This window comes from Rhodococcus olei, assembly GCF_039540555.1.
GTDB lineage: Bacteria > Actinomycetota > Actinomycetes > Mycobacteriales > Mycobacteriaceae > Rhodococcus_G > Rhodococcus_G olei.
Window position 1 is genome coordinate 25,766 of record NZ_BAABFB010000029.1, and the last position, 13,200, is coordinate 38,965.

Annotated in this window: 13 protein-coding genes; 5 read left to right on the forward strand and 8 right to left on the reverse strand. The window is 69.7% G+C overall.

The window, feature by feature from the left end; genetic code table 11:
- Nucleotides 1-233: 233 nt before the first annotated feature.
- The 3 genes from ABD951_RS06615 to ABD951_RS06625 form a co-directional block, all read right to left on the reverse strand.
- Nucleotides 234-875 carry a hypothetical protein gene (locus tag ABD951_RS06615; RefSeq protein ID WP_345342971.1) on the reverse strand — a complete coding sequence of 214 codons (642 nt, stop codon included), beginning with the start codon at nt 873-875 and terminating at the stop codon, nt 234-236.
- A 103-nt stretch (nt 876-978) separates the two neighbouring features.
- Complete coding sequence (locus tag ABD951_RS06620; protein WP_345343902.1) at nt 979-2,553, reverse strand: glycoside hydrolase family 13 protein; 1,575 nt, start codon at nt 2,551-2,553, stop codon at nt 979-981.
- A gap of 122 nt (nt 2,554-2,675) precedes the next feature.
- A complete protein-coding gene (locus tag ABD951_RS06625) occupies nt 2,676-3,071 on the reverse strand; it encodes a globin (RefSeq protein WP_345342972.1) in 396 nt (131 codons plus the stop codon).
- 287 nt (nt 3,072-3,358) lie between these two features.
- On the opposite strand from ABD951_RS06625, the gene ABD951_RS06630 reads away from it, so the two are divergent.
- From ABD951_RS06630 to ABD951_RS06640, 3 genes are all read left to right on the forward strand, one after another.
- The gene (locus tag ABD951_RS06630; protein WP_425569805.1) at nt 3,359-3,928 is read left to right on the forward strand and encodes an HNH endonuclease; all 570 of its coding nucleotides are present in this window, start codon (nt 3,359-3,361) and stop codon (nt 3,926-3,928) included.
- A gap of 73 nt (nt 3,929-4,001) precedes the next feature.
- Entirely contained in the window at nt 4,002-4,265 is a 264-nt protein-coding gene (gene ctaJ, locus ABD951_RS06635) for an aa3-type cytochrome oxidase subunit CtaJ (RefSeq protein ID WP_345342974.1), read from the forward strand.
- Complete coding sequence (locus ABD951_RS06640) at nt 4,252-4,725, forward strand: DUF5130 domain-containing protein (RefSeq protein WP_345342975.1); 474 nt, start codon at nt 4,252-4,254, stop codon at nt 4,723-4,725. Before ctaJ ends, ABD951_RS06640 begins: the two co-directional genes overlap by 14 nt.
- 68 nt (nt 4,726-4,793) lie before the next feature.
- Here ABD951_RS06640 and pepN read toward each other — a convergent pair whose 3' ends face one another.
- A complete protein-coding gene (gene pepN / locus ABD951_RS06645; RefSeq protein ID WP_345342976.1) occupies nt 4,794-7,379 on the reverse strand; it encodes an aminopeptidase N in 2,586 nt (861 codons plus the stop codon).
- 77 nt (nt 7,380-7,456) lie between these two features.
- On the reverse strand, nt 7,457-8,689 hold the full coding sequence (locus ABD951_RS06650) for an NAD(P)/FAD-dependent oxidoreductase (protein ID WP_345342977.1): 1,233 nt from the start codon (nt 8,687-8,689) through the stop codon (nt 7,457-7,459).
- Between the two features lie 125 nt (nt 8,690-8,814).
- On the opposite strand from ABD951_RS06650, the gene ABD951_RS06655 reads away from it, so the two are divergent.
- Complete coding sequence (locus ABD951_RS06655; protein WP_425569790.1) at nt 8,815-9,456, forward strand: DsbA family oxidoreductase; 642 nt, start codon at nt 8,815-8,817, stop codon at nt 9,454-9,456.
- A gap of 68 nt (nt 9,457-9,524) precedes the next feature.
- Here ABD951_RS06655 and ABD951_RS06660 read toward each other — a convergent pair whose 3' ends face one another.
- The 3 genes from ABD951_RS06660 to ABD951_RS06670 all read right to left on the reverse strand — a co-directional run bounded on the left by ABD951_RS06660 (nt 9,525) and on the right by ABD951_RS06670 (nt 12,774).
- The gene (locus tag ABD951_RS06660; protein ID WP_345342979.1) at nt 9,525-10,592 is read right to left on the reverse strand and encodes an alcohol dehydrogenase catalytic domain-containing protein; all 1,068 of its coding nucleotides are present in this window, start codon (nt 10,590-10,592) and stop codon (nt 9,525-9,527) included.
- On the reverse strand, nt 10,589-11,791 hold the full coding sequence (locus ABD951_RS06665) for an LLM class flavin-dependent oxidoreductase (RefSeq protein ID WP_345342980.1): 1,203 nt from the start codon (nt 11,789-11,791) through the stop codon (nt 10,589-10,591). The genes ABD951_RS06660 and ABD951_RS06665 overlap by 4 nt, the downstream gene beginning before the upstream one ends.
- Before the next feature lie 344 nt (nt 11,792-12,135).
- On the reverse strand, nt 12,136-12,774 hold the full coding sequence (locus ABD951_RS06670) for a TetR/AcrR family transcriptional regulator (protein ID WP_345342981.1): 639 nt from the start codon (nt 12,772-12,774) through the stop codon (nt 12,136-12,138).
- Between the two features lie 99 nt (nt 12,775-12,873).
- On the opposite strand from ABD951_RS06670, the gene ABD951_RS06675 reads away from it, so the two are divergent.
- Complete coding sequence (locus tag ABD951_RS06675; RefSeq protein WP_345342982.1) at nt 12,874-13,179, forward strand: hypothetical protein; 306 nt, start codon at nt 12,874-12,876, stop codon at nt 13,177-13,179.
- The last annotated feature ends 21 nt before the right edge of the window (nt 13,180-13,200 follow it).

Sequence of the window (13,200 nt, forward strand, 5' to 3'; positions counted from 1 at the left end):
GAATGTCCGGTGCGCGCCGTGCGGGGCGCCACCTGACGATCACCGACCCCGGCTCTCGGCGTCCAGCAGGGGGGCTGGCCACGATCACCGCGGTGGGCGGTCGGGTGGCCCCTCTCGATACTCGACCGGAATTGGTGTTGCTCCTTGACGATTCGGGCCAACAGGTCGCCGGCGGAGCTGCTCGGCCGGCGTCCCGGCACCGTCCGGGTCCGCCGCCGACGACCGGCGCCCGGTCAGCCGATGCCGGCCAACTCCTCGGCGGGTCGGTCGTCCTCACCGAGCTGAATGGCAGAGGCGGCGAAGAAGCACAGTGCTCCGATGAAGGTGCCGCCCATGGCGACCGCGGCGTCCAGCGAGGTACCGTCCCGGGTGATGAACGAGCCGACAGCGGAGATGCCGAACGCGATCGATCCGAGCATGTTCAGCCACACGCTCTGCCAGTCCCTCGACCCGGGTTCCCAGATCTGGTTGGCGCGCAGCAACATCAGGATGGCCAGGGCGCTACTCAGCAGGAAGGCGACCGACCCCTCGGCATTCGGGTTCCACACGAGGTGCTCTTCGCCCTTGACGGTGTGAGCATGCAGTGCGGCACCCGTGCTGATGTTGAACAGCAGGGTCCCGAGGAATTGAATTGCCGCGGAGAGCCACTCCGCTCGAATGGCCGGCTTGCCCTGGTCGGTCGTGGTTGCCGGGCCACTCAACACCAGTTGAACGAACGCTGCGGCGGTGAAGAACCAGGATCCGACGAAGAAGACGGTGTTGGCGCCGGCGGTGCCCATCGCCGTGGAGATCCAAGGTGCGGATCCGAGCGCGAAAAGCAGCGCGCCGATGGTGAATCCCCATGATTGCATCCGCAGAGTCGGGTGAATCAGCATGGGGCGCAGTCTAGGTGGAGACGGATCCGGATTGCCCGATTCACGATGGGGGGGTCGAAATCGTTACGTTTCGCGCACGATCGGTGGTCATCCCTGTCGGGATTCACACGAGCCAGGCGGCCGCGTTCGCGGGCAGCAGCCCGTCCGCCAGTGGTGCACTGACGAGCAGCAGCTGCCCGGGCGGCAGCGGCACCGGGGTGTCGGCGGCGTTGAGCGCGCAGATCAGGCCGCCCCGGCGGCGGAACGCCAGGCAGCCGGGAGGGCTTCCGTACCAGTCGATCTCGGTTCCCGAGAATTCCGGACGCTGCGTCCGCAGGTCGATCGCCGCACGGTACAGCGACAGCATCGATCCGACGTCCTCGAGCTGTGCCTCGACCGTCAGCGGCGCCCACTCCGCCGGCATCGGCAGCCAACTCGTTCCGGCGGAGGTGAACCCGAACGGCGGCGCGTCGCCCTGCCAGGGGATCGGGACGCGGCAGCCGTCGCGGCCGCGTTCGGTGTGGCCGGACCGCTCCCACGCCGGGTCCTGCAACACCTCGTCGGGCAGGTCGACGTTCGGCAGTCCCAGTTCGGCGCCGTTGTAGACGAACACCGCGCCGGGCAGCGCGAACTCGACCAGCGCCATCGCGCGGGCCCGCGCCCAGCCGACGGCGCCGCCGCCGTAGCGCGTGACCTCGCGTTCGACGTCGTGGTTCGACAACGTCCACGTCGGGGTGCCGCCGACCGCGGCGACCGCGGCGAGGGAATTGTCGATCGCGGCACGCACCGGTTCGGCCCCGAACTCGGCCTGGGCGAGCCGGAAGTTGAACCCGAGATGCAGTTCGTCGGGGCGGATGTACTCGCCGAACCGCTCGTTGTCGCGCACCCAGATCTCGCCGACCGCCATCGTGCCCGGGTACTCGTTCATCACCTTCCGGATGCCGCGGTGGATCTCGTGCACCCCGGGATTGTTGAACCGCGGATCGTCGTCGTCGTTGCGCATCAGCTCGTTCCGGTCCCAGTCGTGGTCGGGCAGACCCTCCGGCTTGGCCATGCCGTGCGCGACGTCGATGCGGAACCCGTCGACGCCGCGATCGAGCCAGAACCGCAACGTCGCGTACAGGTCCTCCGCGACCTCCGGGTTGTCCCAGTTCAGGTCGGGCTGTTCGCGGGCGAAGATGTGCAGGTACCACTGGCCGGGGGAGCCGTCCGGTTCGGTGACCCGGGTCCAGGCGGGGCCGCCGAAGATCGACGGCCAGTTGTTCGGCGGCTCGTCGCCGTTCACACCGCGGCCGTCCCGGAAGATGTAGCGGCCCCGCTCCGGGCTCCCCGGTGCGGCGGCCAGTGCCGCGACGAACCAGGGGTGCCGGTCGCTGGTGTGGTTGGGCACCAGGTCCATCGTGACCTTGATGCGCCGCGCGTGGGCCTCGGCGACCAGTGCATCCATCGTCTCGAGGCTGCCGAAGAGCGGGTCGATGTCGCGGGGGTCGGAGACGTCGTAGCCGTGGTCGGCCATCGGGGAGCGCATCACCGGGCTCAACCAGAGGGCGTCGACGCCGAGCAGCTCCAGGTAGCCGAGCCGTTCGCGCACCCCGTCCAGGTCGCCGACACCGTCACCGCTCGCATCGGAGAACGAACGCGGATAGATCTGGTAGAAGACCGCGTTCGTCCACCACTGGTCACCGGCCCCGTGCTCCACCGCTGTCGGGGCGGCCGCGACCGGCCTGGTCTCCTGACTCCTCACGACGGTCACAGTGCCACACCCCGGCCGCCGCGACGAGTCGTGGACGCTCGCCGGCGGGGCCCCGGTCAGGTCCTCGGTCAGATGGGGGAGTTCATCATCGACGCCGCGGCCATGTCCATGTACTCGACGAGTGCGCGCCGGTGCTCGGCGTCGAGGGTCTGCTCGTCGATCGAGTCGATCGCGATGTGCATGCACCGCAGCCACGCGTCGCGTTCGAGCGGGCCGATCTTGAACGGCTGGTGCCGCATCCGCAGCCGCGGGTGCCCGCGTTCGTCGGAGTAGGTGCGGGGACCGCCCCAGTACTGTTCGAGGAACATCCGCATCCGGCGCTCGGCCGGCGCCAGATCCTCCTCCGGGTAGAGCGGGCGGACGATCTCGTCCTTCGCGACTTCCTCGTAGAACCGCGCGGTCAGGGCGCGGAACGTGTCGGCTCCGCCCACTGCGTCGTAGAAGCTGATCTCGGCATCACTCATGGCGTGTCCCATTGTGCCCGTACCGACGACGAGGCGTCGACGTCGCTCCCGCGGGCGCGTCGGTGTCGTGCCCGCGGGAGCGACGTCGCCGGCCGTACGCCCCCTGTTCACCGACTGTCCTGCAGATTCGTCCCGAAATGGGCGTGCGTCCTCGCGTCATCCGTGGTCCACTGGGTGAGGTCATTTCCGGAGGTGGCATGAAGCACCGGCACGGCGCGCGAGCGCACCGACAACTCCAGCCCACCGACCCCAGCGAGATGCGCGGGCCGGGGGCATCCACATTGCACATGATCGACGAGGGCGCCAGACCCTCGCACCCGGGCGACGGGGCGGTGCCGGCCTGGGTGAAACGCCGGGTGCTGCTGCTCAACGCCACCTACGAACCTCTCACCGCACTTCCCGTGCGCCGCGCGGTCGTGCTGCTGGTCTGCGACAAGGCGGACTCCGTGCACGAGGACCCGCTCGGGCAGGTCATCCACTCCGCCGGCTGCTCCGTGCAGGTGCCGTCGGTGATCCGGCTGCGCAACTACGTCCGCGTGCCGTATCGCGCCCGGATCCCGATGACCCGGGCCGCCCTGATGCACCGCGACCGGTTCCGCTGTGCGTACTGCGGAGACAAGGCCGAGACGATCGACCACGTGATCCCACGCAGTCGCGGTGGTGACCACTCGTGGGAGAACTGCGTCGCCTGCTGCGCGCCGTGCAACCACCGCAAGGCGGACAAACTGCTCAGCGAACTCGGGTGGACGCTGCGCGCGTCGCTGGTCCCGCCGAAGGGGCAGCACTGGCGGCTGCTCGCCGCCACGAAGGAACTCGATCCGATCTGGTTGCGTTACCTCGGCGAGGGCGCCGCCTGACCCGGCCCGGCCGCGGTGGGTCGGCACCGGCCCCAACGGCACATTTCGGGGGCGGCTGGGCTACCTTTGGCGGGTGAGCATTCTCGAGACAACGCTGATCTTCGTCGGGATTCCCGTCGTCGTGACGGCGATCATCGCGGGGCTGAGCTACCTGGCCAAGCCTGTCGCCGGTGACACGCCCGAGCACTACTCGCTCGACAAGGAGTGGACCCACAAGCCGGTGCTGTGGTCCGCGGTCGACGAGGTGACGACCCGCCCCGGCCACCACGGTGGGCACGCGGCGATCGAAGCCGGTTCGGCAGATCTGATCGGAGGTTCGGCAAGTGGCAGGTGGTAACCGTTTCCCGGCAGTGATCGAGGCCGATCTCCCGGTGGGGTCGGTGGTGACCGCCAGCGGTCGCGTCTCGCGGGTGCACCGGGTGGGTGAGCCCTACGTCGACGACCTCCCGTTCAGCGTCGACGAGCTGGTGGCACTGGACGACGCGCTGACCGACGCGACCCGCGCGACGAAGGTTCGCTTCAACGCGTACATCGGCCCGCTCGGCGAGGACCCGGCGGCCGGTGTCGCCGAGCTGTTCCCGACGACGCCCGAGCCCGAGCGTTCGGTGCTGATCGCGGTGTCCCCGAACCAGCGGGTCATCGAGGTGCGTTCCGGCAAGGACGTCGCGGACCGGGTCACCGACCGGGTCGCGCAGCTCGGCGTGACGGCCGCGGTGGCGTCGTTCGCTGACGCCGACCTGATCGACGGTCTGGTCAGCGCGATCCGTGTGATGAGCGCGGCGATCGCCAAGCCGTAACAAGGCATTCCGGGTTCCCCGATGCCGCACCGAACCGGTGCGACATCGGGGAACTTCTGTTTCCGGGGTCAGTCGGTGGTGGCGTCGAACGCGCGGGCGGCCAGTGCCCGCACGACGCCGGCCTTGCCTTCGACGACGAGCCGCCGCAGCGCCGGCGGATGCTCACCGCTCAGGAACGCGTCCGCGGCCGCGACCGACACCTCGCTGATCGACCACGCCGGGTACAGCCCGACGACCACGGTCTGCGCGACCTCGCTCGACCTCCGCTCCCAGACTCCGGAGATGTCGGCGAAGTAGCGGGCGACGAACGGTTCGAGCAGCTCGCCCTGGCCCGGTCCGGCGAATCCGCCGATGATCGAGCGGGCCGTGATGTTCGCGACCGTGTCGTCGTGCACGACCGTCGCCCACGCCTGCTCCTTGACCGCGGCCTGTGGTCGGGCGGCGCGGGCCGCGGATGCCGCCCGGGCGCCGGCCGCGGTCGGGTCCCGCTCCGCCTCGGCGTCGATGAACGGCGACTCGGGGCCGTCGGCGTCGATCTCCCCGGCCACTGCGAGGGCCGTCACCAGCCGCCATCGCAGGTCGGTGTCGACGAGCAGACCGGGTAGCCCGACCGTGTCGGGTGCCGCGTCGAGCAGCTCGGCGAGGACCTCGGTGTGCCACGGTGACAGCTGGGCGCCGGTCAGCGCGTTCACGAACGCGAGCTGATGGTCGGAGCCGGCCTCCGCCTCGCGGGCCAGTTCCAGCAGGCGGTTCGCGAAGTCCGGCCAGCCGGTCGTGGCGGCCCAACCGGGCTCGGCATAGCTGGACAGCGCGGTGTGCGCCTGCATCAGCAGCCGCTGGACGACGCCGACCTCGGTCTCCGAACCGATGCCGCGCTGCACCAGGGCCACGAAGTCGCGTGCCTTGAGCTCGGCCTGCCGGGTCATTTCCCAGGCCGCCGACCACACCAGCGTGCGAGGCAGGGGATCGACGATGTCGCCGATCCGGTCGATCGCGGTGGCGAGCGACTCCGGGTCCAGGCGCACCGAGCAGTACGTCAGGTCGTCGTCGTTGATCAGGACCAGCTTGCCGCGCGCGATGCCGACCAGTTCCGGGACGTCGGTGCGGGGGCCTTCGACGTCGAGTTCGATGCGGTCGGTGCGGACCAGCTTGCCGTGCGGGCCGTCGTCGTAGACACCGATCGCCAGCCGGTGCACGCGGGTCTCGCCGGCACCGGGCGCGGCGCCGTCCTGCAGGACCGCGAACGAGGTGAACCTCCCGTCGGCATCCACCTCGAACTCGGGTCGCATGATGTTCAGGCCCGTGGTCTTGAGCCACTGCGCACCCCAGCCGGACAGGTCGCGGCCGGACGCCTTCTCCAGAGCGGCGAGCAGGTCGTCGAACGTCGCGTTGCCGTAGGCGTGCTCGGCGAAGTAGGCGCGCAGGCCCGCCAGGAACGGCTCCAGCCCGACGTACGCGACGAGCTGCTTGAGCACCGATGCGCCCTTGGCGTAGGTGATGCCGTCGAAGTTCACCTCGACCGCGGCGAGGTCCGGGATGTCCGCGGCGATCGGGTGCGTGGACGGCAGCTGGTCCTGCCGGTACGCCCACGACTTCTCGACGTTCGCGAACGTCGTCCAGGCGTTGGTGTACTCGGTCGCCTCGGTCTGGCACAGCACCGACGCGAACGTCGCGAACGACTCGTTGAGCCACAGGTCGTCCCACCACTTCATCGTGACCAGGTCGCCGAACCACATGTGGGCCATCTCGTGCAGCACGGTTTCGGCACGCCGCTCGTACGAGTAGCGGGTGACCTTGGACCGGAAGACGTAGTCCTCGAGGAACGTCACCGCACCGGCGTTCTCCATCGCACCGGCGTTGAACTCGGGCACGAACAGCTGGTCGTACTTGCCGAACGCGTACGGCACCCCGAAGTTGCGGTGATAGAAGTCGAAGCCCTGCTTGGTCTCGGTGAACAGCCGGTCGGCGTCCATGTGCTCGGCCAGCGAGGCACGGCAGTAGATGCCCAGCGGGATGTGGCCGTGTTCGTCGGAGTACGAGTCGGTCCACTGCGCATACGGCCCGGCGATCAGCGCGACCAGGTAGGTGCTCATCCGCGGGGTGGTGCGGAAGCGGTGCTCACCCGGCGTCGCGGCGAGGGTCTCCACGGTCGCGGCGTTCGAGATCACCTGCCAGTCCTGCGGCGCGGTGACCGAGATGTCGAAGGTGGCCTTGAGGTCGGGCTGGTCGAAGCACGCGAACATGCGCTTGGCGTCCGCGGTCTCGAACTGCGAGTACAGGTACACCGACTGGTCGGTGGGATCGACGAACCGGTGCAGGCCCTCGCCGGTGTTGGTGTAGATGCAGTCCGCGTCGACGACGAGTTCGTTGCGGGCGGCCAGACCCGTCAGCGTGATCCCGGTCTCCTCGCTGTAGCCGGACACGTCGACCGGCGCGCCGTTGAGGGTGGCCGAGTGCACGGTCTTCGCGATCAGGTCGACGAAGGTCGAGCCGCCCGCGGTGGCGTCGAACGTGATCGTGGTGCGGGAACGGAAGGTGTGCTCGCCCGGGGCCCCGGCTCCGTCGGTCAGGTCCAGCTCGATCGCATAGTTGTCGACGGTCAGCAACGCCGCGCGCTCTGCTGCCTGCTCGCGGGTCAGGTTCGGTGGGGCCACGTTTCGCGCTCCTCTTCGGTCGGGGTTCGGTGACGAACGCCCCTATCCCATCACGCGAGGGCGGCGGGTTCGACCGCTCACGCGTACGCGTCGCCCAGAGGCACCGCCGGATCCGCGAGTCGGTTCGCGTCGACCGCCCGGCCCGAGGCGATCAGCGCCTTGACCGCGTCGGTGACGTCCCAGACGTTCACGTTCATGCCCGCGAGCACCCGGTCGCCCTCGTCGAGCCAGAACGCGACGAACTCGTGCCGGGCGGCGTCGCCGCGGACCACCACCCGGGCGTAGCCGTGCGGGGCGTACCCGACGTACTCCATCCCGAGCTCGTACTGGTCGGTGAAGAAGTACGGCAGGTTCGTGTACTCGGCCGGGTGCCCGAGCATCGTCGCCGCGGCCACCGCAGGCTGGTTCAGTGCATTCGCCCAGTGTTCGACCCGGATGCGGGTCCCGAGCACCGGGTGCATCGCCGCGGCGATGTCGCCCACCGCGACGATGTCGGGGTCGCTGGTGGTCAGGGAGGCGTCGACGAGGACACCCCCGTCCACGGCCAGACCCGCCTGCTGCGCGAGCTCGAGGTTCGGTGCCGCCCCGACCGCGACGAGGACCGCGTCGGCGGGCACGGTGTCGCCGCCGGCCAGGCGCACGCCGGTCGCGCGGCCGTCCTCGCCGGTGATCGACTCCACCGCGGTCTCGAGTCGCAGGTCCACGCCGTGCTCGCGGTGCAGCTCGGCGAACACGGTGCCCATCTCGGGGCCCAGGGCGGCGAGCAACGGCAGGGGTGCGGTCTCGACGACGGTGACCGTGACGCCGTGTCCGCGGGCGGCGGCCGCGACCTCCAGGCCGATCCAGCCGGCGCCGACGATCACCAGGTGCGCGCCGTGGTGCAGGGTCGCGAGCAGCGCGTCGGACTGGTCCACGGTGCGCAGGTAGTGGACGCCGCCCGCGTCGGCGCCGGGAATCGGTGGCCGCCGCGGTCGCGAACCGGTCGCCAGGGCCGCCTTGTCGTACGACACGGTGGACCCGTCGGGCAGGGTGACGGTGTGCGCCGCCGGGTCGAGCGAGGTCACCGTCGTGCCCAGGCGCAGGTCGACGTGATGGTCGCGGTACCAGTCGCCGGGGTGGACGGTGAAGTCCGCGAGCGGCTTGCCGCCGATCAGGTGTTCCTTCGACAGCGGCGGCCGCTCGTACGGGAGGTGCTCCTCCTCGCAGAACAACACGATCTGGCCGTCGAAATCCTTCGCGCGCAACGCCTCCGCCAGTTTTGCGCCGGCGAGTCCACCACCGACGACGACGAAGGTCCGGGTAGCTGACATCGGCCACACTCCGGGTCCGGGGATTCATCCGTACCGTCGACGGTACTGCCCGCCGCGGGGGTGCGGGAAGCATTCGCGCACCGTGGTCGTTGAGTTGAGAGGACAAGTGTCCCACCCGACGAACGATGGAGTTGCGAGTGAGCGAGACAGTGCAGAACGCCGCGCAGAAGGACACCGCCGATTTCTGGTTCGACCCGCTGTGCCCGTGGTGCTGGATCACGTCGCGGTGGATTCTCGAGGTCGAGAAGGTGCGTGACATCGACGCGAGCTTCCACGTGATGAGCCTGGCCGTGCTGAACGAGGGTCGTGAGCTGCCCGAGCAGTACCGGGAGATGATGGACAAGGCCTGGGGGCCGGTGCGGGTCGCGATCGCCGCGGCGAAGGAGCACGGCGACGAGGTGCTGTTGCCGCTGTACACCGCGATGGGCACCCGGATCCACGACCAGGGCAACAAGGACTTCCCGGCGGTGATCGCCGAGGCGCTCGCCGAGGTCGGTCTGCCCGCCGATCTGGCGTCGGCCGCCGACACCGACATCCACGACGAGGACCTGCGCCGCAGCCACAAGGCCGGCATGGACGCCGTCGGCCCCGACGTCGGGACCCCGACCATTCACGTCAACGGGGTGGCCTTCTTCGGCCCGGTGCTCTCCCGGATCCCGCGCGGCGAGGACGCCGGCCGGGTCTGGGACGGCACCGTCGCGCTGGCCTCCTATCCGCACTTCTTCGAGCTCAAGCGCACCCGCACCGAGGATCCCTCGTTCGAGTAGGCGCTTCGCGCCCGTGAGTGGATGTCACCCCCGACCGGGGTGGCATCCACTCACGGGCGGCGGGCCGCCTACGTCTGCGGCAGCACCAGGATCTTCACGTGCTCGTCGGGGTTGCGCAGTGCGGTGAACGCGTCCGCGACGCCGTCCAGGTCGACGCGGCCGGTGATGATCGCCTCGGCGTCGATCTCGCCGTCGGCGAGGCGCTGCAGCGTGATGTCGTACGGGTTCTCGTACGGGCCGTGCCCGAAGTTGATCGCGATCCGGCGGAACTGGCCGACGACCGGAATGACGACCTCGTCCCCGAACGGCGCCGCCAGCACCTGGATGCGGGAGTTGAACGGCAGCGTGTGCATCAGCGTGCCGATGATCCCGGCGCGGCCGCTGCACTCGTACGCGATCAGGATGCCGGCGCCGGCCTGGCCGACGAGGGTGTTGCCCTCGGCGACCATCCGGTTCCACAGCTCGATCGGGTCCTGCTCGTTCGGGTCGACGACGATGTCGGCGCCCATCAGCTTGGCCAGCTCGCGCCGCTTCGGCGACGGCTCGGACGCGATCACCACCTGGGCGCCACGGGCCTTCGCCGCCACGATGGCGCCGAGACCGATCGTGCCGCAGCCGATCACCAGCGCCGAGTCCGCCGACGTGAGCCCCGACTGCTGCATGTGCATCTCGCCGACGTGCAGCGGCTCGGCGAGCGTCGCGTGCTCGAGTGACAGCCCGTCCGGGACGTGCCGGACCCAGAACGCGTCGACGACGATGTGTTCGCCGAACGCGCCGTGGTACTCGTTCGAGTAGCCGATGATCTTCGGGATGCCGGTGCTCGTGTCGGTTGCCAGACCGATGCCCGCGACCCGGTCGCCGACGGCGAAATCGGTGACGTCCGAACCGACCTCGGCGACCGTGCCCGCGTACTCGTGGCCGAGGACCACCGGGCGGTCGGTGTCGAAGGTCGCCAGCGGATATCCCGCGTTCTCCGCGACGTGCACGAACCGGCACGGGTCCTTCGACATGCTCAGGTCGCTGCCGCAGATGCCGCAGGCCGCGACCTCGATCCGGATCTGTCCCGGTCCCAGCGCGGGCGCGGCCGGGACGTCGGTCACCGTGAAGGTGCCGTCGTGGAACTGTGCCGCCTTCATGCCGGTGCTCCTTCGGTCTGGACGGGCTGCCCGTAGTAGTCGGTGTGGGCCTTGGTGATCGCGGTGACGAGGCCGCCGATCAGGTAGTCGCGGTTGTCCTCGGCGAACTGGAGGCTGGCCTGGCGGCCGGCGTTGCGGTTCTTGAAGTGGGGGACGACCTCGGAGGCGAACAGCTCGTAGCTGCGCTTGGTGTCCTCCCAGTTGGCCATGTCGACGTGCAGGATCAGCATGGTGCCGAATCCGCCGGTCTTCTCGATCAGCCGCTCGATCTGGGCGATGGCCTGGTCCGGGGTGCCGATGATGGCCTGCCCGAACTCACCGAGCGAATCGTTGCGCCAGAAGTCGATGATGCCGGCGGGGGTCTGCGCCCAGTCGGGGTTCACCCCGGTCTGCCGGTTCACGTACGCGGCCATCGAGCCGATCCGCCGGCTGACGGCCTTCTCGGCGTCGGCCTGGGTCTCGGCGAGGAACATCGGGTTGACCAGGCGCCAGGTCGAGCGGTCCGCCACGTGGCCGTTCTCGGCGCAGACGGTCTCGTAGACGCCCCAGTTCCGGTCGAGGGCGTCGAACCCGGTCGGGGAGCTGGCCGCCAGCGACAGCAGCGACAGCCCGTGGGTGCCGGCGAGCACCGACCCGTTCGGCGAGATGGTGGACGCGGTGACGGTCTCGAGGCCGGCGGGGTCGTAGGTGGGCAGCTGGGCGCGGGCGTCGCGGAGGGTGAACCAGTCGGTCTCCATGTTGACGACCTCGCCGCGCAGCAGCGGCAGGATCGCCTCGAGGGCCTCGCCCTGGCGGCGCCGCTGGTCGGACGGGTTGATGCCCATCATGTGTGCGTCGAGCGGGATCTTGCCGGGGCCGGTGCCGAAGATCAGCCGGCCCCGGGTCTGCAGGTCCAGCTGGGTGATCCGGTCGGCGGTGACGAGCGGGTGGTGGTACGGCAGCGACGTCACGCCGGTGCCGAACCGGATGCGCTGCGTGCGTTCGGCGGCGGCGGCGATGAACAGATCGGGGGCCGGCACGATCTCGGCGCCGGTGGAGTGGTGTTCACCCATCCACGCCTCGTCGAAACCGAGGTGGTCGAGGTGCTCCATGAGGTCGATGTCCCGGCGCAGCTGCAGTGCGGGATCGGCGTCGAGCGGGTGATAGGGCGCGAGGAAGGCGCCGAACTTCATCGATTCGGGGGTCCACACGGGCGTCATCTCCTGTTGTTCGCGGCATGCCGAGAGGTGATAGTGGGCGGCGTCACATCCGCTCTGCCCTGTTTTGTATCACATAGTTGGATCAGATGATCCAAGAAATTCTCGGGATCCGAACCCGGGTTGCGGTATGCGGCACGCGTCGCTCACGGTGAATCACCGTGTGGAACGGCATGATCCGGCCGGTGCCGGCCGGTGCCGGCCGGTGCTCCCGTCTCCGGCGGAGGCGCGGCAGTTGGGGGAGTCGGTGGCGCCGTATGCATGCTCACCAGGTGGTATCGAGTGGGACGACGCGGTGTTTCCTGGATCGAACGATCCAGAACTGCCGCTGTACTCCCGGGGTGCCGTCAGCTCCCCAGCAGGCGTCCGACACCGCCGACCGCGAAGGCGACGAGGTCGTCGTGGAAGTCGGTCAGTTCCTCCGGCGTCAGGCGGTCGCCGTCACGGCTCCACTCGTCGGCCCGGCCGAGGGCCTGAAGGTAGCCGGTGACGGAGATCGCCCAGCGCCGCTCGATCCGATCGGGATCGGATCCGGGGAATGCCCGCCGGACCTCGGTCATCAACGACTCCGACACCTGCCGTCCGGCCGCGTGCAACGCCGGGTGTCCCTCCGGCGACAGCTGCGCGATGATCTTGACCCAGCGCATGCCGCGGGTCCGGTGTCGCAGCAGTAGTTGCAGGTAGGGGTCGGTGAGGGCGTGCACCAGCGTGTGCGCGGTGGGCGGTTCGTCGGTGCGGGCCAGCGTGTCGACGTTGGCGAGGATCTCGTCGCGCACGGCGGCACCGAGGTCGACCAGGACCGCCGAGAGCAGTTCGTCCTTCGACCCGAAGTGGTAGTGGACCGAGGCGGGACCGAGTCCCGCGGCCGCGTTGACGGCCCGGACCGAGACCGCGCCGACGCCGTGCGTCGCGAAGAGTCGTTCGGCGGTCTTCACGAGGCGGTGCCGGGTGGCAGTGCCCTGCCGGTTCTGTGTTGCCGTGGACATGGGCGCGAGCATGTCACACCTTGACGGGCCCGGGCGGCATGACATCAAATGGTGCACAGAATTGAAACAACTGATCCAGAACAGGGACGGAGACGGCACATGCAGCTCGAGGTGGATCTCACCGGGTCCGAGGCGTCGGTGCGGCTGACGGGGCACGACGAGTTCACGCGTCTGGCGGTCGCGGTCAGCGGTGAACCCGCGCCGACTCGTCTGGCCGCGGCGCTGGCGGGCTGGGGCACCCTAGACGGTGCGCACGCCTGGCTCGACATCGGCCGACTCGAGGAGGCGCTGCGGGCGAACCCGGATCGCGCCGACGACTGGCTGGCCTGCTTCGTGTCGATGATCGACTACGCGGAGACGAAGGGCTGGGTCGATTCGGGCCGGGTGCGCGCGCACGTCGCGTAGGAGAAGGCTCGGCCGCCGCCC

Excerpts from the sequence above, each read along its gene's own strand:
- ABD951_RS06630 (WP_425569805.1), top strand. The coding sequence starts at position 3,359 with ATGATCGACGAGGGCGCCAGACCCTCGCACCCGGGCGACGGGGCGGTG.
- ABD951_RS06655 (WP_425569790.1), top strand. The coding sequence starts at position 8,815 with ATGGAGTTGCGAGTGAGCGAGACAGTGCAGAACGCCGCGCAGAAGGAC.
- ABD951_RS06675 (WP_345342982.1), top strand. The coding sequence starts at position 12,874 with ATGCAGCTCGAGGTGGATCTCACCGGGTCCGAGGCGTCGGTGCGGCTG.
- ABD951_RS06665 (WP_345342980.1), bottom strand. The coding sequence starts at position 11,791 with ATGACGCCCGTGTGGACCCCCGAATCGATGAAGTTCGGCGCCTTCCTC.
- ABD951_RS06615 (WP_345342971.1), bottom strand. The coding sequence starts at position 875 with ATGCTGATTCACCCGACTCTGCGGATGCAATCATGGGGATTCACCATC.
- ABD951_RS06625 (WP_345342972.1), bottom strand. The coding sequence starts at position 3,071 with ATGAGTGATGCCGAGATCAGCTTCTACGACGCAGTGGGCGGAGCCGAC.
- ABD951_RS06670 (WP_345342981.1), bottom strand. The coding sequence starts at position 12,774 with ATGTCCACGGCAACACAGAACCGGCAGGGCACTGCCACCCGGCACCGC.
- ABD951_RS06660 (WP_345342979.1), bottom strand. The coding sequence starts at position 10,592 with ATGAAGGCGGCACAGTTCCACGACGGCACCTTCACGGTGACCGACGTC.
- ABD951_RS06650 (WP_345342977.1), bottom strand. The coding sequence starts at position 8,689 with ATGTCAGCTACCCGGACCTTCGTCGTCGTCGGTGGTGGACTCGCCGGC.